Source organism: Micromonospora chalcea (assembly GCF_002926165.1).
Lineage (GTDB): Bacteria > Actinomycetota > Actinomycetes > Mycobacteriales > Micromonosporaceae > Micromonospora > Micromonospora chalcea.
The window spans coordinates 64,458-83,046 of sequence record NZ_MAGP01000154.1 but is presented as its reverse complement, the minus strand read 5'-3'; the positions used below and the strand labels follow the sequence as shown (position 1 = coordinate 83,046).

Genomic DNA, 18,589 nt, shown 5'->3' with positions numbered 1-18,589 from the left:
CCATGCTGTCGATCGAGAACCTCTCGGTGACCATCCGGCGACCCGGCCGGCAGGTGGCCGCGCTCAGCGGCGTCACCTTCGCGGTACGCCCCGGTGAGGTCGTCGGCCTGGTCGGGGAGAGCGGCGGCGGCAAGAGCATGGTGGCCCGCGCCATCGTCGGGCTGCTGCCCGGCGGCTCGCACGCCACCGGCCGGGTCCTGTTCGGCGACTCGGACGTGCTGCGCATGGACGACGCCGCGCTCGCCGCGCACCGCGGACGCGGCGTGGCGATCTGCTTCCAGAACCCGCGCGGCGCGCTCAGCCCCACCCGCACCATCGGCAAGCAGCTCGTCGACCGGCTCGCCACCCACCAGGACATGTCCGGCGACCGGGCCCGGGAGGCGGCGCGCGAGCTGTTCGAGGCGGTCGGCATCCGCAGCCCGCAGCGGCGGCTCGACGCGTACGCCCACGAGCTGTCCGGCGGCATGGCCCAGCGGGTGATGATCTCGCTGGCCACCGGCTGCGCGCCCGACCTGCTGATCGCCGACGAGCCGACCACCGGCCTGGACGTGACACTGACCCGGGAGATCCTGCGCCAGTTCCGGCACGCCGCCGACACCGACGGCCGGGGCGTGCTGCTGATCTCCCACGACCTCGCCTCGATCGCCGAGGTCTGCGACCGGGTGGTGGTGCTCTACGCCGGCACGGTGGTGGAGAGCGGCCCGGCCGCGCAGGTGCTGCGGGAGCCCGCGCACCCGTATACCCGGGCGCTGCTGCGGTCGGTGCCGGACGTCGGCGGCCGGCCGGTCGTCGCCACCCCCGGCGCCATGCCCCTGCTCACCGAGGCGCCGGAGAACTGCCCGTTCGTCGCCCGCTGCGCGCACGCCGACCGCACCTGCTCGTCCCGGCGGCCGGGCACCCAGCCGATCCCCGGCGGCCGCGAATGGTCGCTCGCCTGCTTCCACCCGCAGACCCGGCCGCTCGACGCCGACCTGCCGTCCACGTCGCACACACCGGACGCGGGCGACGCCCAGCCGGCGGCTGCGGACCCGAAGCCCGCCGTGCTGGAAATCGAGGACGCCCACGTCGTCTACCGCAGCCGGTTCGGCTCCGGCGGTCACCACGCGCTGCGTGGCGTCACGCTGCGGCTCGCGCCGGGTGAGACGCTGGGCGTGGTGGGCGAAAGCGGCTGCGGCAAGAGCACCCTCGCGAAGCTCGTCATGGGCCTGGTCGCGCCCACGTCCGGCACCGTCACAGTCGCCGGTCAGGCCCTGGTCAAGCAGCCGGGCCGGCCCCGCCCACGCGGCCGGGCGCTGCGCCGGGCCCGGACCCGCGCCCAGCTGGTGTTCCAGGACCCGATCGGCTCACTCAGCCCGCGCCGCACCGTCGGCGACTCCATCGCCGAGCCGCTGCGCGCCGCGGGCCTGTCCCCGGCCCAGCGGGAGGAACGCGTCACCGCCGTGCTGGACCGGATGGAGCTGGACCGCTCGATCCTGCAGCGGTACCCGCACGAGCTGTCCGGCGGCCAGGCCCAGCGCATCGGCATCGCCCGCGCGCTGGTCGGCGAGCCGGACCTGATCGTCTTCGACGAGCCCACCTCGGCCCTGGACGTCACCGTCCAGGCGCAGATCCTCGACGTGATCGCCGACGTGGCCGCCGACGCCGACCGCGCCTCGGTGTTCATCTCCCACGACCTGGCCACGGTGCGCGGTTTCGCCGACCGCGTCGTGGTGCTCTACCTCGGCCGGGTGGTCGAGGAGGGTCCGGTGGACGTCGTCTTCGACACGCCCCGGCACCCGTACACCCGCGCGCTGCTGGGCAGCGCCCCCCGCCTCGGCGGGACGGCCGGCGCCGACGGCGAGGCCGTCGAGCTGGTCAAGGACCTGGAGGAAGCCGACGCCGCAACCGGGTGCCCGTTGGCCGCCCGGTGCCCGTTCGTCACCGACCGGTGCCGATCGGAGCAGCAGGAGCTTCAGTCGTACGGCGAGAGCCGGGCCGCCTGCTGGCGCGTTCCCGAGCTTCCCGCCCTCATCGGAAGGCAGGCTGTCACGCCATGACCCGTCGCCCCATCCGGCTCGCCGTCGACATCGGCGGGACCTTCGTGGACGCCATGGAACTCGACACGCGCACCAACCGGGTCCGCTTCCGCAAGGCGGCGACGACCCCGGCCCGGCCCGCGGACGGTGTCCTCAACGCGATCAGCGCGCTCGGCACCGACCTGTCCGAGGTGGAGCTGTTCATCCACGGCACCACGCTCGGCCTCAACGCGGTGCTGGAGCGTCGCGGTGGCCGTACCGGAATCATCACCAACGAGGGCTTCCGGGACATCTTCCTGATCGGGCGCGGCAACGTGCCCTCCGACCACATGTACGACTTCCAGTACCAGCGGCCGGAGAGCCTGGTGCAGCGCCGCTTCACCGCCGGGGTGCGGGGCCGGCTCGACTACCGCGGCCGGGTGGTGGAGCCGCTGGACCCGGACAGCGTCCGGGCGGCCGCGCGCACGCTCGTGGTGGACCAGCAGGTCACCTCGATCGCCATCTGCTTCCTGCACTCGTTCCTCGACCCGAGCCACGAGCGGGAGGCCGCGCGCCTCATCCACGAGGAGTTCCCCGACGTCAGCCTGTCGCTGTCGACGGACATCGTGCGCGAGTACCGGGAGTACGAGCGGACCAGCACCACGGTGCTGGAGGCGTACATCCGGCCGATCTTCGAGCGGTACGTGGACGAGCTGGAGTCCGGCCTGGCCGAGCGCGGCTTCGCCGGGCGCTTCCTGATCATGCGCTCCGGCGGCGGCTCGATGACCAGCGCGGTCGCCAAGACCGCCCCCACGCACACCGTGCTGTCCGGACCGGCCGGCGGCATCGTCGGTGCCGCGTACGTCGCTTCCGAGCTGGGCCGGGACAACGTGCTCACGTTCGACATCGGCGGCACCTCGCTGGACGCCTGCGTGATCGAGCGCGGCAACCCGGTCGCCGCGTACGAGGCTCAGCTGGAGCACTTCCCGCTGCTCATCCCGACGTACGACATCCGCACCATCGGCGCCGGCGGCGGTTCGATCGCCTGGCTCGACCACGGCCTGCTCAAGGTCGGCCCGCAGAGCGCCGGCGCCGACCCCGGCCCGGTCTGCTACGGCCGGGGCGGCACCAAGCCGACGGTCACCGACGCCGCTGTGGTGCTCGGCTACATGGACCCGGAGCGCTTCCTCGCCGGCACCATGGGCCTGCGCGACGCCGAGGCGCGCGCCGCAATTCAGGAGCAGCTCGCCGAGCCGCTCGGACTCACCGTGGAGAACGCGGCCGCCGGCGTGTTCGACGTGCTGCTGGCCCGCACCGTCGGCGCGGTCCGCCAGATCACCGTCGAGCGGGGTCACGACCCCCGGCAGTTCGCGCTGCTCGCGTTCGGCGGCGCCGGGCCGCTGCTGGCCCCGCTGCTGGCCCGCGAGATGGGCATCGGCGAGGTCATCGTGCCGTTCGCGCCGTCCGGCTTCTCCGCCTGGGGCATGCTCTCCGCCGACATCGTCAACGACTTCAGCCGTACCGTGATGGCCACGCTCGACGACGCCGACCTGGCGGAGCTGGAGCAGCTGTTCAAGGCCGTCGAGGCCGAGGCGGTCGCATCGCTGGTGGCGCAGGGCGTGCCGGCCGGCGAGGCGGTGCTGGAGCGGCAGTTCGAGCTGCGCTACCTGGGCCAGGAACACAGCCTGATGGTCACCGTCGGGCGCGAGCTGGACCGCGACGCGATCCGCGCCGCGTTCGACGAGACGCACCGCGCCCGGTACGGCCACACCATGGGCAACCCGCTGCAGATCCTCAACCTGCGGGTGCGCGGCATCGGGCGCACCGACCGTCCCGAGCTGCAGACCCTGCCGCGCGGCGACGGCGACCCGTCGCAGGCGCTGCTGACGCACCGCGACGCCTACGACTTCGGGCAGCACGCGGTGGTGCCGTTCGCGGTCTACGACCGGGCCCGCCTGGAGCCGGGCGACACCTTCGACGGACCGGCGTTGATCGACGAGGGCACCTCGACCACTGTGGTGCCCAGCGGCCAGCGGGTCACCGTCGACGACCACGGATACCTGCTCGTCACCCTGGAGGAAGCCGCATGACCACGCTGGACGGAGCCCAGGTCGAGGTCGTCCGCAGCTATCTGCTGTCGGCCGCGGAGGAGATGCGGGCCACCCTCATCCGTACCTCGTTCAACCCGGTCATCTACGAGGTGCACGACTTCGGCCTGTCGATGTACGACGCCGACCTGCGGCTGGTCGCCGAGGCCACCGGATTGACGTTCTTCCTCGGCGCGAACGACTTCTCGCTGCGCAAGGGCGTGGAGTACGTGGGCCGGGAGAACCTGCACCGCGGCGACGTGGTGCTGCTCAACTACCCGTACTGGAACGCGGCGCACGCGTACGACGCGACGCTGTTCGCCCCGGTGTTCCGGCCGGACGAGGCGGACCCGGACGCGGACGGCGACCTGGTCGGCTTCCTCTGCGTCCGCGCGCACTGGATGGACCTGGGCGCCAAGGACCCGGGCTACGTGCTCGACTCGACCGACATGCACCAGGAGGGGCTGATCTTCCCGGGCACCAAGGTCGTGTCCCGGGGCGAGCCGGTGCGCGAGATCCACGAGCTGATCCGCTTCAACTCGCGGATGCCCGACGCGGTGCTCGGTGACCTGCACGCGCAGATCGCCGCGCTGCGCACCGGCGAGCGCCGGATGCTGGAGATCATCGAGAAGTTCGGCCGGGACACCGTGGACCAGGCGATCGACCGGATCATCGCCGACGGTGAGGCCCGCGCCCGCGCGGCGCTGGCTACGCTGCCGCAGGGCACCTGGACCGCCGAGGACTGGGTGGACGACGACGGCATCACCGACGACCCGGTGAAGATGCGCGTCACCGTCACCATCGACGACGGGCGCTTCATCGTCGACTTCGCCGGCTCGGCCCCGGCCACCCGCGGCCCGATCAACATGCCGTTCGGCGCGACCGAGGCGATCTGCAAGGTCGTGCTGAAGTCGCTGACGTCGCGGGACGAGCCGTCGAACGCCGGCACCGTGGCTCCGCTGGAGGTGCGGGCCGAGCCGGGCAGCCTGTTCCACGCCGTCTACCCGCAGCCCACGTTCACGCTCTGGACCGGCATCGTCGCGGTGGAGCTGATCCTCAAGGCGCTGGCCCAGGGCATGCCGGACCTGCTGCCCGCCTCCTCCGGCGGCGACGTGCCCGGCTTCATGATGGTCGGCCTGCACCCGGACACCGGGAAGATGTTCGCGGTCAGCAACAACGACCTGGTGGGCTGGGGCGGCACCGCGACGCACGACGGCATGGACGCCGCCACGCACGTCTCCGGCAGCACGGGCCGGGGTACCCCGATCGAGGTCATGGAGGCCAAGACCGGGATGTTCTTCGAGCGCTGGGAGATCCGCGCCGACTCCGGTGGCGCGGGCCGGTTCCGGGGCGGCTGCGGCCTGCGGCGGGACATCCGGTTCGTGACGCCCGGCGAGTTCCTGACCGTGATCAAGAAGACCAAGAGCGCGCCGTGGGCGCTGGCCGGCGGCGAGCAGCCGGAGCCGAACCAGGTGGTCGTCTTCCCGGGCACCGACCGCGAGCACCGGGTGAGCACCAAGCGCACCGTGGTGGCCGCGGGCGACCGGGTCACGCTGCTGACCGCCGGTGGCGGCGGGCACGGCGACCCGCGCAGCCGCGACCCGGAGGCGGTACGGCGGGACGTGGCCGAGGGCTACGTCTCCCGGGAGGCGGCCCGGGACGTCTACGGAGTGGACGTCGATGGGTGAGCCGACGGTCGACGGGGCAACCGTCGAGGTCGTCCGCAGCCATCTCGTCTCGGCCGCCGAGGAGATGCGGGCCGCGCTCGTGCGCACCGCGTTCAACCCGGTGATCTACGAGGTGTACGACTTCGGCATCTCCATCTACGACCGGCACCTGCGGCTGGTCGCGGAGTCCACGGGGCTGTCCCGCTTCCTCGGCGCCAACGACTACTCGCTGCGCAAGGGCGTGGAGTACGTCGGCCGGGAGAACCTGCGCCGCGGCGACGTGGTGCTGCTCAACTACCCGTACTGGAACGCGGCGCACACGTACGACGCGACGATGTTCGCGCCGGTCGTCCTGCCGGACAGCGAGGAGCTGATCGGTTTCCTGTGCATCCGGGCGCACTGGATGGACCTGGGCGCCAAGGACCCCGGGTACGTGCTCGACTCCACGGACATGCACCAGGAGGGGATCATCTTCCCCGGCACGAAGGTGTACGACCGGGGCGAGCCGGTGCGCGAGATCCACGAGCTGATCCGCTTCAACTCGCGGATGCCGGAACTGGTCATCGGTGACCTCAACGCGCAGATCGCCGCGCTGCGTACCGGCGAGCGGCGGATGACCGAGCTGTACCGCGACTACGGCCCCGCAGTGGTCGACGCGGTGATCGACCGGGTGATCGACGTCGCCGCGCAGCGCGCCGGGGAGGCGGTGGCCGCGCTGCCGCAGGGTAGCTGGACCGCCGAGGACTGGCTCGACGACGACGGCGTCAGCGACGAGCCCATCCTCATGCGGGTCACCGTCACCGTCGCCGACGGCGAGTTCACAGTGGACTTCGCCGGTTCGTCGCCGGCGGTGCCCGGGCCGGTGAACCTGCCGCTGGGCGCCACCATCGCCACCTGCCGGGTCGCGTTCAAGGGCGTCACCACGCCGCACGAGCAGACGAACGCCGGGCACTTCGCGCCCCTTCGGGTACGCGCCGAGCCCGGCACGCTGTTCCACGCGCAGTACCCGGCCGCCACGTTCACCCAGTGGACCGGCACCGTCGCACTGGAGCTGATCCTCAAGGCGCTGGCGCAGGGCATGCCGGACCGGCTGGCCGCCTCCTCCGGCGGCGACGTGCCCGGGTTCATGATGGTCGGCCGGCACCCGGACACCGGCGACATGTTCGCGGTCAGCAACAACGACCCGGTCGGCTGGGGCGGCACGCCCCGGCACGACGGGATCGGGCCGGCGAACCACCTGTGCCAGACCCAGGCGCGCAACACGCCCGTCGAGGTGCTGGAGTCGAAGACGGGAATGTTCTTCGAGCGGGTGGAGATCCGTACCGACTCCGGTGGCGCGGGCCGGTTCCGGGGCGGCTGCGGCCTGCGGCGGGACATCCGGTTCGTGACGCCCGGCGAGTTCCTGACGGTGATCAAGAAGACGAAGAGCGCGCCGTGGGCGCTGGCCGGCGGCGCACAGCCGGAGCCGAACCAGGTGATCGTCTTCCCGGGCACGGACCGGGAGCACCGGGTGAGCACACGGCGTACCGCGGTGGCGGTGGGGGATCGGGTGACGTTGCTGACCGCCGGTGGCGGCGGGCACGGCGACCCGGGGAGTCGGGATCCGGAGGCGGTGCGACGGGACGTGGCCGAGGGCTACGTCTCCGCGCGGGCCGCCCGAGACGTTTATGGAGTGATCGCGTGAGTGCCGCCTATTCGCCCGAGCAGCCGAGCACGCTGCTCGGCAACTGCACAGTGCTCGACGCCCGCGTGGTGGACGGCATGGCGCCGGTGACCGGAGCCGGGGTGTGGGTCCGGGGTGACCGGATCGCCGCCGTCGGGCCGTACGCCGAGGTGGCCGAGCAGGCGCGGGCCGCCGGCCGGCTGACCGAGGTGGACCTCGACGGCGCGTACGTGACGCCCGGCCTGGTCAACATGCACACCCACTTCTCGTTGTCGCTGCCCGGCTCCGCCGGCGAGGGCGTCAAGGGGATGGGCGCGTACGACCTCGCCCACTACATGGCCGACGGGGCGCGGCGCACGCTGCACTCCGGCGTGACCACTGTGCGCTGCGTCGCGGAGAAGGACCACGCGGACTTCGCGCTGCGGCGGGCGATCAACGCCGGGCGGGTCCCCGGTCCGCGCATCTACACCGCGGGCCGGGCGCTGGTGTGCACCGGCGGGCACGGGCACGAGAGCAACGACACGCTCGAGTGCGACGGCCCGGTGGGCTTCCGCCACGGCGTGCGCAGCCAGATCAAGGCCGGCGCGGACCTGATCAAGGTGATGATCTCGGGCGGCATCGCCGGTGAGCACGAGAGCATCCACACGCCCCAGTTGTTCGCCGACGAGATGACGGCGGTGATCGAGACGGCGCACGCGTGGGGCCGCAAGGTGACCGCGCACGCCGGGCCCGCCGACGTGATCGGCGCGGCGGTCGAGCTGGGACTGGACTGCGTGGAGCACGGCTACCAGCTCACCCCGCAGGTCGCGGCGCGGATGGCCGAGCGCGGCACGGCGCTCGTGCCGACGCTGCTGGTGACCCGCTGCAAGGAGTTCTTCGACGAGCTGGGCGTGCCGGAGTGGATGCAGTGCCGCTCGCTCGGCGCCGGCCCCCGGCACCTGGAGAGCTTCGACATGGCGATCGCCGCCGGGGTGGAGGTCCTGCTCGGCAGCGACATGCCCCCGTTCTGGGAGTTCGAGGGCACCACCGCCTCGATCCGGGAGCTGGAGTACATGTCCGAGCGGATCGGCGCCGCCCGGGCCATCCACGCCGGCACGCTCGGCCCGATCCGGTGGCTCGGCGCGGAGTCCGACCTCGGCACCGTCGAGGTCGGCAAGCTGGCCGACCTGATCGCGACGGACGCCGACCCGCTGGCCGACACCTCGGCCTTCCGGGACGTGCGGTGGGTGATGAAGGGCGGGCAGATCGCCCGCGACGACCGCAACCAGGAGGAGACGCGATGACCTTCGCGCAGGCAGGCGCGGCGGAGATCGCCGCCGGCATCGACGACATGTACGACGCGTTCCTCGCCGGGGACCAGCAGCGGTTCGACACGCACCTGGACCCCGAGGTGACCACCTGGGAGACGCACCTGCCGGGACCGCTGCGGACCCGGGCCGAGCTGGACGAGTACCGCGCCCAGCGGGACGCCGCCGGTCAGCGGCCCCGGCTGGCGGTGCTCGCCGCGCGGGGCAAGCGCATCGACGTGTGGGACGACTTCGGCGTGGCCCGGTACGAGCTGGTCGCGCAGCTCGGCCCGGACGACGAGCCGGAGATCACCCGGGTCACCGACGTGGTGCGCCGGGTCGACGGCCGCTGGGTGATCGTGCACCACCACGCCGAGCTGGTCCGGGAACCGGTGGGCGCGGCATGATCCGGCGGCTGGTCGCCGGGCGGACCGGTGAACCGGCGGACGTGCTGTCGGTCGCCGAGCTGCCCGACGACCCGCCGCCCGGCCCCGGCCAGGTGCGGCTCGCCGTCCGTACGGTCGGGCTGAACTTCCTGGACGTCATGCTCTGCCGGGGCGAGTACCCGGTGCGTCCGGATCCGCCGATGACGCCGGGGGTGGAGGCGGCCGGGCGGGTCGTCGCCGCCGGCGACGGGGCCGGGCACCTGCTGGGTCAGGAGGTGCTGGCCTGCCCGGCGCTGCCGCGCGGCGCGCTCGGCACCACAGTCACAGTGGACGCCGCGGTGGTGGTGCCGCGGCCGTCCACAGTCGACCCGGTCACCGCGGCGGCGTTGCCGGTCACCTATCAGACCGCGTGGTTCGCGCTGGAGCGGGCGGGCGTCACCGCCGGGCAGACGGTGCTGGTGCACGCCGGCGCGGGAGGTGTCGGCATCTCCGTCATCCAGCTCGCGGTCGCCCGCGGCGCCCGGGTCCTCGCCACCGCCGGCGGCCCGGTCAAGACGGCGATCTGCCGTGACCAGGGCGCCGAGGTGGCGATCGACTACACGGCGGAGGACTTCGTGGCCGCCGTGCGGGAGGCCACCGGCGGGCGGGGCGTGGACGTCGTGGTGGACCCGGTGGGCGGCGACGTGTTCGCCCGCTCCTGGGAGTGCCTCGCCTTCGAGGGCCGCCTGGTCGCGGTGGGCGCTGCCGGTGGCGCGCCGCCGCCCGTCGATCCGCTGCGGCTGATGGCGGCGAACGCGACGCTGGTGGGCCTGTCCTGGGGCTCGCAGTACCCGTGGCAGCGCCCGTCCGCGGTCGAGGCCGCCTACCAGGAACTGTTCGACATGTGCGCCTCCGGCGCGGTCCGGCCGCCGGTCAGCCGCGTCGTGTCGCTGGACGAGACGCCCGCGGCGCTCACCGAGCTGGCCGAACGCCGGACCACCGGCAAGATCATCGTACGGATCGACGAAGGGGAGGGGCCGTGAGCGACACCGCCGACGGCGACATGGAGATCTACGACCTGAAGGTGACAGTCGACCGGATCGAGGGCCGGTCGGTGTGCGGCATGGCCGTGGGCGACTCCTTCGAGCTGACCAACAGCGCCCACCTGCGGCTGCCCGAGGGCAAGCACTTCTGCGTGTACGCGCTCGCGTCCGTGCTGCCCTTCCTCGCCGCCAAGCAGCGTGACCTGGCGCCGGGGGACTGGCTGGCCCAGGACTCCCACTTCATCTGCCCCGACCCGGAGGAGCGGCTCGTCATGAAGGTGGAACGGACCTGCCGGCGCACGATGAACTCGGCGGACCTGACATGACCGTCGAGATCGGACTCGGCCTGCAGAGCGACAAGCCGGCCGGCGCGTACGCCCGGCTGGCCCGCGCCGCCGAGGCGCACGGCTTCGACGTGCTCACCGTCTTCGGCGACCTGATGTACCAGCCGCCGATCTTCCCGCTGCTGGAGATGGCGCAGGCGACCGAGCGGGTACGCCTCGGCGCGGCCTGCCTGAACCCGTACTCGATGGCGCCGTACGAGATCGCCGGTCAGCTCGCCGCCCTGGACCTGGCCTCGCACGGGCGGGCCTACCTCGGCCTGGCCCGGGGGACCTGGCTGGGTTCGGTCGGCCTGCCGCAGCCGCGGCCGCTGACCACCATCGAGGAGGCCGTCCAGGTCGTCTACCGCCTGCTGCGCGGCGACCGCAGCGGCTTCACCGGAAAGGTCTTCTCGCTGGAGGCCGGCACCGCGCTGCGTTACGACGTGCAGCGGCCCGACCCGCCGCTGCTGCTGGGCGCGTGGGGTCCGCAGGGCGCGGCGCTGGCCGGCCGGGTCGCCGACGAGATCAAGGTGGGCGGCAGCGCCAACCCGGACATGGTCCCGGTGATCCGCGAGCGGCTGCGGACCGGCGCGGAGAAGGCCGGGCGCGACGTCGCGGACGTCGGCATCGTGCTCGGCGCGGTGACAGTCGTCGACACCGACGGCGCGGCCGCCCGCGCCAAGGCCCGCACCGAGGTGGCCATGTACCTGGCCGTGGTGGCGGAGCTGGATCCGACCGTCGTGCTCCCCGACGACCTGGTCAAGCGCGTCGGCGACCTGGTCGACGCGGGCGAGGACGAGGCGGCGGGCCGGTTGATCCCGGACGACGTGCTGGACCGGTTCGCCTTCTCCGGCACCCCGGAGCAGGTCGCCGCCCAGGCCCAGGCGCTCATCGACGCCGGCGTGCGCCGGGTCGAGTTCGGCACGCCGCACGGCCTCACCGACGAGCGCGGCGTGGACCTGCTCGGCTCCGCCGTCCTGCCCCTGCTGCGCAGGTGAGCGCGGTGCGGCTCACCGTCGTGGTCGGCCCCGGCCTGGTGGCCGACACCGAACTGCTGGCGTCGCTCGTCGCCACCAGCAGCGCCGAGCTGGACAGCACCGGCACGGTCGTCACCGCCGCCTCGGCCGACGAGCTGCGCTCGCTGCTCGCCGCGGCGCAGGGCCCGACTGTGGTGCTGCCCGGCCCCACCACACCGGCCCGCGCCCTGATCGGCGCGCAGCCGCCGCACGCGGTCTGGTACGACCTCACCGTCGAGACGCCGGTCCCCGGCGCGGTCCACCTGGCCGGCCGGGGACTGTGGGGCGTGACCTGGGCGATCCGGCACGCCGTGCACCGCTTCCGCGCGCCGGCCGATCGGATCGCCTACGGTCCCGGCCCGGAGCAGTGGGGTGACCTGCGGCTGCCGTCGGACCCGCACACCGGGCCGGCGCCGGTCGCAGTGCTGCTGCACGGCGGATTCTGGCGGTCGGTCTGGGGCGCGGACCTGATGGACGCGCTCGCCGTCGATCTGGCTGCCCGAGGCTGGGCGTCCTGGAACCTGGAGTACCGGCGTCCGGACCGGCACGGCTGGGACGCCACCACGGAGGACGTCGAAGCCGGCCTCACCGCGCTGCGGGACCTCGCCGCCGACCGGCCGATCGACCTGGAGCGGATCGTGGTGCTGGGCCATTCGGCCGGCGGGCAGCTCGCGCTGCGCGCCGCGGCGGACCTCGCCGCGCGAACGGGCGGGCCACGTGTCGCGCTCGCGGTCTCGCTGGCCGGGGTGCTCGACCTCACCGAGGGCGAGCGGCGCTACCTCGGTGACGGCGCGATCGCCGCGGCGCTGGGCGGCTCACCGGCCACGGCCCCGCGCCGGTACGCCGAGAGCGACCCGATGCTGCGGCTGCCGACAGGGGTGCCCACGCTGCTCGTGCAGGGGACCGCGGACAGTCTCGACCTCGTCGACGCCAATCGGCGTTACGCCGCGGCGGCGGCAGCCGCGGGCGACGAGATCCGCCACCTGGAACAGCCGGGGGACCACTTCGCCGTCATCGACCCGGCGTCGGACATCTGGCGGGACACCATGACGGCGGTGGATGACCGCCTCGGTCGCTGACGTCGCGCCCGCAACCGAATCGCCCTCCGAGTTCACGTAGGTGAACACGGAGGGCGGTTGGTGGCGCCGGTCAGAACAGCCGGGGCGTGACCACCGAGACCACTGTGGTGACCGAGTCGGTGTCGTTGTACATCTGGTGCGGCACCGACGAGCGCAGGTGCACGCTGTCGCCCGGGCACAGCCGGTGCTCCACGCCCTCGACCTCGTAGAGCAGCTCGCCGGAGATGACGTAGGCGAACTCCTCGCCCCGGTGGCCGTACGCGTTCTCCCGCCGCCCGCCCGGCGCGATGTGCACGAGCATCGGCTCCAGCACCAGGTCCGGCCCCCGGTCGGAGAGCATGCGGTAGGTCTGCTGCCCCGACACGTACTGCGTTGCCGACGTCTCCGCCCTGGTCAGCGTGAAGTGCCGGGGAAGCTGGGAGACGTTGCTGTCGGACGTGCCGTTGCCGGCGTCGAAGAAGTCGGCCACCGACTTGTCGAGGGCCTTGGCGACGCTGCCCAGCGCGGTCAGGCCGATCGAGGAGATGCCGCGCTCGACCTGGGACAGGAAGCCGATCGACAGGCCGGAGCGGGAGGCGAGGCCGCGCAGGGTGAGCCCGCGCTCCTTGCGGTAGCGCCGGATCCGGGCGCCGACCACCCCCGCCGGGGTGCTCTCGTCCGCGGGGCCGCCGGGGGCGGCCTGCTCCGACGGCGGCTGACTGTCCATGGACCGCACGGGGACCTCCTGTTGCGGTGGCGGGGGGATCCGCCCGGGATGTTCGATCCTATCGAACATGCCCGCACTTGTGCGAGGGGTGGCCGGGGGATTTCCTGGTCCGCTCCGGCGGTGTCATCCCTGGTGGACAGCGGTGCGGCCGGCGTCGCCGGCCGCTCACTTGAACGCGAGCGCGTTCGGCGGCGACCCGACGCCGCCGGGCAGGTTCAGCGGCTTGCAGGTCAGGAAGAACTCGTAGACGCCGTCGGCGGCGCAGTCGGCGGCGAGGTCGTCGAGTTTCCACAGCTCGCCCAGGGCCATCCCGAGCAGCGCGATGAGCGGCCGGTGCAGCATGCCGCTGTGGTCGACCCCGCGCGGCGGCGGCCGGTCGTCGGGCGTGCGGAAGTCCGAATCCAGCACCGGATCCGCCTCCACGGCCAGGTTGTCGGCGGCGACGAGCGCGATCTCGTGGTCCCACAACCAGCGCAGCACCGACTCGCGCTGGGCGAGCCCGGGGGAGCGGTTGCGCGTGTTGAACTCGATCCGTTCCTCGACGGACTTGGCCAGGTAGTTCTCCGCCCACCCGGTACGCAGCAGCAGCATGTCGCCGCCGCGCCAGGACACGCCCTGCGCCTGCGCGACGGCGTCCAGCACGGTCTCGTCCAGCGCGATCGTCTGCTCGCAGTCGTACGGCCGGCCCTCGCTGGCGAAGTGCCGGGGGACGTCGAGCAGCACGCCCCGCCCGGCGATCCCGGCCTCCGCCCAGTGGTGGATGCCCAGCGTGGTGGAGCCCTGGTTGTTGTCGTCAGCGGACAGGCCGCCGTAGAAGCCGTGGGCGGGGTGCCCGATGTGGCGCAGCGAGTCGAGCTGCGAGCTGGACTGCAGGTAGAACGAGTCGATCCAGTCGTCGCGATGCAGCGGGTTGTTGGCGAAGACGTGGTGCTCGGCGGGACGCCGGGTGCCGGTCGGGTAGGGCTCGAAGGCGTTGACCGGGTAGTCGAGGTTGAACCGCTCGCCCCGCCGTACCAGGCGGGCGGCGGCGGTCACGCGCTCGGGCGTCAGCCGGTTGATGCTGCCGAGCTGGTCGCCCGGCCCGAAGACGTCCCAGGCGGCGCCGGGCACCGCGGCCGTGGAGAGCTCGTCGTAGGTCGGCACGGTGATTCCTTTCGGGCGGCTCAACGGAAGGTCAGCGGCTCGCCCCGGTAGGGCGCCAGCGCCTCGCGTTCGGCGCCGGTCAGCGGCCGGGGCCGGCGGTCGGCCAGGTCGCAGACCACGAGAGTGGTCTGCGCGAGCAGGTACGTCGACGTGCGGGCCAGGTCGAGGAAGCGGAAGCTCAGGTCGAGGCTGCGGGAACCGGTGCGGGACAGCCAGGCGTCGGCGAGGATCGACTGCCCGTGGTAGGCGAGCTCGCCGGTGAACTCCAGCCGGGCCGCCGCCGTCATGGTGAACGTCCCGGCGCCGAGCACGGCCAGCGCCGGCGGCCGGTCCGGGTCGAACGTGCCGGGCAGGTCCGGCAGCCCGAACGTGCGGATCCGGGCCTCCTCGACGTACCGCAGCCAGGTGACGTTGTTGACGTGGCCGTAGTGGTCGGTGTCGGCCCAGCGCAGGTGCAGCGTCGTCGTGAGGGGTGCCACGGCGTGCCTCAGCGCCGGTGCCGCACGGTGCGGCCCGCCTGGACGGCGGCCCGGGCCGCCGCGCCGAGCAGGCTGGCGTCGTTGCTCAGCAGCGTGAAGGAGAAGCCGGCGTCGGCCGCCCGCCGGACCGCGTCGGCGTCCGCCCCGCCGGAGTTGCCGATGGGTACGCCGGCGGCGAGGCAGTCCTTGACGGCGGAGCCGACGAGCGCGACGACCCGTGGATCGTCCTCGGTCGTGCCCTCGGACGTCGACAGGTCCGCGGCCCCGACGAGCAGCCGGTCGACACCGGGCACCGCCGCGACGGCCCCGGCGGACGAGGCGGCCCGGGCGCTCTCGATCTGGACGACCAGCACCACCTCCTCCTGGCCGTAGCGCAGGTACTCGGCGCGGGGCATGGCGCCCCACGCGCCGGCCCGGCTCGTGCTGCCGACGCCGCGGGCGCCCAGCGGCGGGAACCGTACCGCTGCGACAGCGGCTCGCGCCTGCTCGACGGTGTCCACGTGCGGGACCATCACGCCCTCGGCCCCCGCGTCGAGGATCCGCTGCGTGAGGCCCGGGTCGAGCGCCGGGATCCGGACGATCGGGGCCAGCCCGAGGTGGTTGGCGGTGCCGATCAGCTGATAGGCCGTCTGCAGGTCGATCGGGGCGTGTTCCAGGTCGACGACGACGAAGTCGAACCCGGCGAGCGCGAGCAGTTCCACGCTCTCCATCACCGGCAGCTTCACCCAGGTGCCCAGCGCCGGGGCGTCCGGGCGGGCGAGCGCCGCCCGGAACCGGCTGCGCCTCGGCGCAGCCACGTCGGTGCTCATGACGGCATCGGGTAGTCGTCGGCGTTGCGTACCCAGCCGGGCTTGGCGGAGAAGTCCGCCCGCGGCGGCGCGAACATGTCGATCAGCTGCTGGTGGTCGCCGACGCCCTGGGTGGTGTGCACGGTCGGCGGCGGGATGACGCAGAGCGAGGGCACGCCGAGGCGGCCGTGGTCGTCCGGGCGCCAGCGGGTGGAGTCGGGGCCCCAGGGGTAGCGGATGTGGTGGACGAACTCGCCCTTGACGCCGAACGAGAGCTGCTCGAAGTCGTCGTGCGAATGGGGGGACAGGCGCAGCGGGTCCCGTGGCGTGGGTTCCTCGGCCAGAAAATTGATCATCATGTTGGTGGTGCGGAAGATACGCCCGAACCGGCCCGGCTCGATCGGGTGCTCGGCGAGCGGGTACACCCGCAGGCGGAACCCGTCCACCGGGTCGGGCCAGGCCACGAGCGGCGCGCACCGGGGGTCGGGCTCGCGGTACGCCGCCGCGTTTGCGGCAGCCCCGGCCAGATCCGGGGCGACTGTGGAGAACACCCGGATCACCGGGCCGTCGGCGAGCGCCTCGACCACGCTGTCGCCGGGCGGCACCACCACGAACGCCTCCTGCGCCACCTCGGCGGAGCCGTCGCCGGCGCGCACCCGTACCGGGGCGCTGCCGGAGTACATCAGCACCGCGTACTCGTCCGGCTGCGCGGAGCGGGCGAACCGGTCGCCGGTCACCGCCTCGGTCCAGGAGAGCACGAGGTGCTGGCCGCGTACCAGCCAGGTCCGGCTGCCCGCCTCGGTGACCGCTGTGGGTGCCGTGTCGTACAGCGCGAGGTACTGGGCCGGGCGGACGGGCGTGGACGGGTCGACAGTCCGCGACGGAGCCGCCGCGGCCAGTTGCGACCGGATGTCGTCCTTGGCATACATGGTCATGTCATCAGTCCCTGCGAGGTGTCGGTGGCGTCAACGGCTGATGTTCCGGCCGCCCTTGAGGCCGAGGATCGCCCGGGCCTCGTCGGGCGTCGCGATCGTGCGGCCCAGGTCCTGGACGATCGACCGGACCTTGCGGACCTGCTGCGCGTTGCTGGTGGCGAGTTCGCTCTTGCCGATGTAGAGGTTGTCCTCCAGCCCCACCCGGACGTGCCCGCCCAGCCACGCGCTGTGGGTGCAGAACTGCATCTGATGCCGGCCCGCGGCGAACGCGGAGAAGTGGTAGTCGGCGCCGAACAGCTTGTCGGCGATGGCGATCATGTGGGTCAGGTTGGCGTGGTCCGCGCCGATGCCGCCGAGGATGCCGAAGACGCCCTGGATGAACAGGGGTGGCCGGGCGAGACCGCGATCCACGAAGTGGGCCAGGGTGTAGAGGTGCCCGATGTCGTAGCACTCGTACTCGAAGCGGGTGCCGCCCTTCTCGCCGATCTCGCGCAGCGCGTACTCGATCTGGGCGAACGTGTTGATGAAGGGCTGCCGGTAGGTGTTCTCGACGTAGGGCTTCTCCCAGTCGTGCTTCCACCGGCTGACCCGGTCCGCGATGCCGGAGTAGACGAAGTTCATCGACCCCATGTTCAGCGAGGCGAGTTCGGGGCTGAACCGGGCCGCGGCGGCGAGCCGTTCCTCGATCGTCATCGACGAGGCGCCCCCGGTGGTGATGTTGATGACCGCGTCGCACCGTTCGACGATCGGGGGGATGATCTGCTCGAACGTCTCCGGTTCGAACGCGGGCCGTCCGTCCGGGTGCCGCGCGTGCAGGTGGATGACCGCGGCGCCGGCCTCCGCCGCCTCCAGCGACGACCGCACCACCTGCTCGGGGGAGAGCGGAAGGTGGTCGCTCTGCGAGGGCACGTGCACGGACCCGGTGACCGCCGCGCTGATGATGACCCTGTCCGCCCTGATCACGACGGGCTGTCCTCCAGACCGAGCAGGTAGGCCGGGTTGCCGGCGATCATCCGCCGGACGTCCTTCTCGGACACCCCGTGGTCGAGCAGGCGCTGCACGAGGTAGATGTAGCCGTCGACCGGCAGCGGGTTGCCCTGCTGGCCCAGGTCCGAGCCGATGGTGGTCCGTTCCGGCCCGACGCGCTCGATCCAGCGCACCAGCTGCTCGACCGGCCAGCCCGGCTTCGGGACGCCGGGGTGGTACATCGCGATCTCGTGCTCGACGTACGCCCCCATCCGCAGCAGCTCCTCGATGTCGCCGTCCGAGGCGCCCACGATGAAGTCGGGGTGCTGGACGAGAAGCCGGCGCACGCCCTTGTCGACGGCGACCGTGAACAGCGCCTTCATCGAGTCGGCGTCGAGGTGGCCGCCGGTCAGCAGCGCGTCGGCGTCCGCGACGACCTCGACGACCTGCTCGGTCTGCGCGGAGACGGACCCGCTGTCGTCGAACACCGAGACCTCGCTCTCCAGCAGGTCCAGGCCCGAGGTCGGAAACCCGTGCTCGTGGCTGTGGTGCTCGATGTGCTGGCGCGCGGACACGGTGGGCGCCCAGACGCACCGGCCGCCCATCCGCAGGCTCATCGCGACGGCCGACGGGTTGATGCCGCCGACCTCGGAGTTCAGCGCGACGCCCCCGTAGACCGGCGTCGGCGCCTCCTTCAGCCAGGGCCCCATGGCCAGCAGGTCCATGACGGTGTTGTGGTGGTGCGACTTCACCAGCAGCGCCCGCACGCCGATGCGCGCGGCGTCGTACGACGCCTCGACGTGGTTGATCCGCCGCGGGAACGGGCTCGGGCCGGAGTGGCAGTGCAGGTCAACCGTGCCATCCAGAACCTTCAACAGCCCTGGCGGGACCGGCTGGTGACCTTTCGAGACGCCCATCGACTCCTCCTGTTCGTCCCATGAACTTGGCGTTCAGCATACGGACGAGCATCGGTCGTGTCCATGGGTGGCCGAGCGGCGTAACAGCTGCGCCAGGCCCGCGAAAGGACCATTGTGTTGCGTGCGGGTTAC

17 protein-coding genes are annotated in these 18,589 nt (G+C 72.9%); 10 read left to right on the top strand and 7 right to left on the bottom strand.

Going from position 1 to position 18,589, the window contains the following annotated elements:
- The first annotated feature begins 2 nt into the window (after positions 1-2).
- From BAW75_RS26750 to BAW75_RS26705, 10 genes are read left to right on the top strand one after another with little or no spacing between them, the layout of a single operon-like run.
- Entirely contained in the window at positions 3-2,036 is a 2,034-nt protein-coding gene (locus BAW75_RS26750; protein WP_104115309.1) for an ABC transporter ATP-binding protein, read from the top strand.
- Positions 2,033-4,084 carry a hydantoinase/oxoprolinase family protein gene (locus BAW75_RS26745; RefSeq protein WP_064447405.1) on the top strand — a complete coding sequence of 684 codons (2,052 nt, stop codon included), beginning with the start codon at positions 2,033-2,035 and terminating at the stop codon, positions 4,082-4,084. The genes BAW75_RS26750 and BAW75_RS26745 overlap by 4 nt, the downstream gene beginning before the upstream one ends.
- Positions 4,081-5,769 carry a hydantoinase B/oxoprolinase family protein gene (locus BAW75_RS26740; RefSeq protein ID WP_043325202.1) on the top strand — a complete coding sequence of 563 codons (1,689 nt, stop codon included), beginning with the start codon at positions 4,081-4,083 and terminating at the stop codon, positions 5,767-5,769. Before BAW75_RS26745 ends, BAW75_RS26740 begins: the two co-directional genes overlap by 4 nt.
- Positions 5,762-7,432: a hydantoinase B/oxoprolinase family protein gene (locus BAW75_RS26735; RefSeq protein ID WP_104115308.1), complete on the top strand. Its 1,671-nt coding sequence runs from the start codon at positions 5,762-5,764 to the stop codon at positions 7,430-7,432. The genes BAW75_RS26740 and BAW75_RS26735 overlap by 8 nt, the downstream gene beginning before the upstream one ends.
- Complete coding sequence (locus BAW75_RS26730; RefSeq protein WP_043325200.1) at positions 7,429-8,694, top strand: amidohydrolase family protein; 1,266 nt, start codon at positions 7,429-7,431, stop codon at positions 8,692-8,694. The genes BAW75_RS26735 and BAW75_RS26730 overlap by 4 nt, the downstream gene beginning before the upstream one ends.
- A complete protein-coding gene (locus BAW75_RS26725; RefSeq protein ID WP_064447407.1) occupies positions 8,691-9,104 on the top strand; it encodes a nuclear transport factor 2 family protein in 414 nt (137 codons plus the stop codon). Before BAW75_RS26730 ends, BAW75_RS26725 begins: the two co-directional genes overlap by 4 nt.
- Positions 9,101-10,105, top strand: coding sequence for a zinc-binding dehydrogenase (locus BAW75_RS26720; RefSeq protein ID WP_064447408.1), 1,005 nt, complete (start codon positions 9,101-9,103; stop codon positions 10,103-10,105). The genes BAW75_RS26725 and BAW75_RS26720 overlap by 4 nt, the downstream gene beginning before the upstream one ends.
- Positions 10,102-10,431 carry a TIGR04076 family protein gene (locus BAW75_RS26715; RefSeq protein ID WP_043325197.1) on the top strand — a complete coding sequence of 110 codons (330 nt, stop codon included), beginning with the start codon at positions 10,102-10,104 and terminating at the stop codon, positions 10,429-10,431. The genes BAW75_RS26720 and BAW75_RS26715 overlap by 4 nt, the downstream gene beginning before the upstream one ends.
- A complete protein-coding gene (locus BAW75_RS26710) occupies positions 10,428-11,426 on the top strand; it encodes an LLM class flavin-dependent oxidoreductase (RefSeq protein WP_104115307.1) in 999 nt (332 codons plus the stop codon). Before BAW75_RS26715 ends, BAW75_RS26710 begins: the two co-directional genes overlap by 4 nt.
- 5 nt (positions 11,427-11,431) lie before the next feature.
- On the top strand, positions 11,432-12,523 hold the full coding sequence (locus BAW75_RS26705) for an alpha/beta hydrolase (protein ID WP_244206282.1): 1,092 nt from the start codon (positions 11,432-11,434) through the stop codon (positions 12,521-12,523).
- A gap of 70 nt (positions 12,524-12,593) precedes the next feature.
- On the opposite strand, the gene BAW75_RS26700 is transcribed toward BAW75_RS26705, so the two are convergent.
- From BAW75_RS26700 to BAW75_RS26675, 7 genes are all read right to left on the bottom strand, one after another.
- A complete protein-coding gene (locus BAW75_RS26700; protein WP_222948663.1) occupies positions 12,594-13,229 on the bottom strand; it encodes a helix-turn-helix domain-containing protein in 636 nt (211 codons plus the stop codon).
- A gap of 165 nt (positions 13,230-13,394) precedes the next feature.
- Entirely contained in the window at positions 13,395-14,372 is a 978-nt protein-coding gene (locus BAW75_RS26695; protein ID WP_167435625.1) for a cyclase family protein, read from the bottom strand.
- A 20-nt stretch (positions 14,373-14,392) separates the two neighbouring features.
- Positions 14,393-14,851, bottom strand: a complete 459-nt coding sequence (locus tag BAW75_RS32460) for an acyl-CoA thioesterase (protein WP_167435624.1) — start codon at positions 14,849-14,851, stop codon at positions 14,393-14,395.
- An 8-nt stretch (positions 14,852-14,859) separates the two neighbouring features.
- A complete protein-coding gene (locus BAW75_RS26690) occupies positions 14,860-15,660 on the bottom strand; it encodes an HpcH/HpaI aldolase family protein (RefSeq protein ID WP_104115304.1) in 801 nt (266 codons plus the stop codon).
- Positions 15,657-16,574 (bottom strand): cupin domain-containing protein, encoded by a 918-nt coding sequence (locus tag BAW75_RS26685; protein ID WP_208635317.1) that lies wholly within the window; start codon positions 16,572-16,574, stop codon positions 15,657-15,659. Before BAW75_RS26685 ends, BAW75_RS26690 begins: the two co-directional genes overlap by 4 nt.
- A 30-nt stretch (positions 16,575-16,604) precedes the next feature.
- A complete protein-coding gene (gene kce, locus BAW75_RS26680) occupies positions 16,605-17,537 on the bottom strand; it encodes a 3,5-dioxohexanoate:acetyl-CoA acetone transferase (protein WP_104115303.1) in 933 nt (310 codons plus the stop codon).
- A complete protein-coding gene (locus tag BAW75_RS26675; RefSeq protein WP_208635316.1) occupies positions 17,534-18,415 on the bottom strand; it encodes a DUF6282 family protein in 882 nt (293 codons plus the stop codon). Before BAW75_RS26675 ends, kce begins: the two co-directional genes overlap by 4 nt.
- Positions 18,416-18,589: the final 174 nt, after the last annotated feature.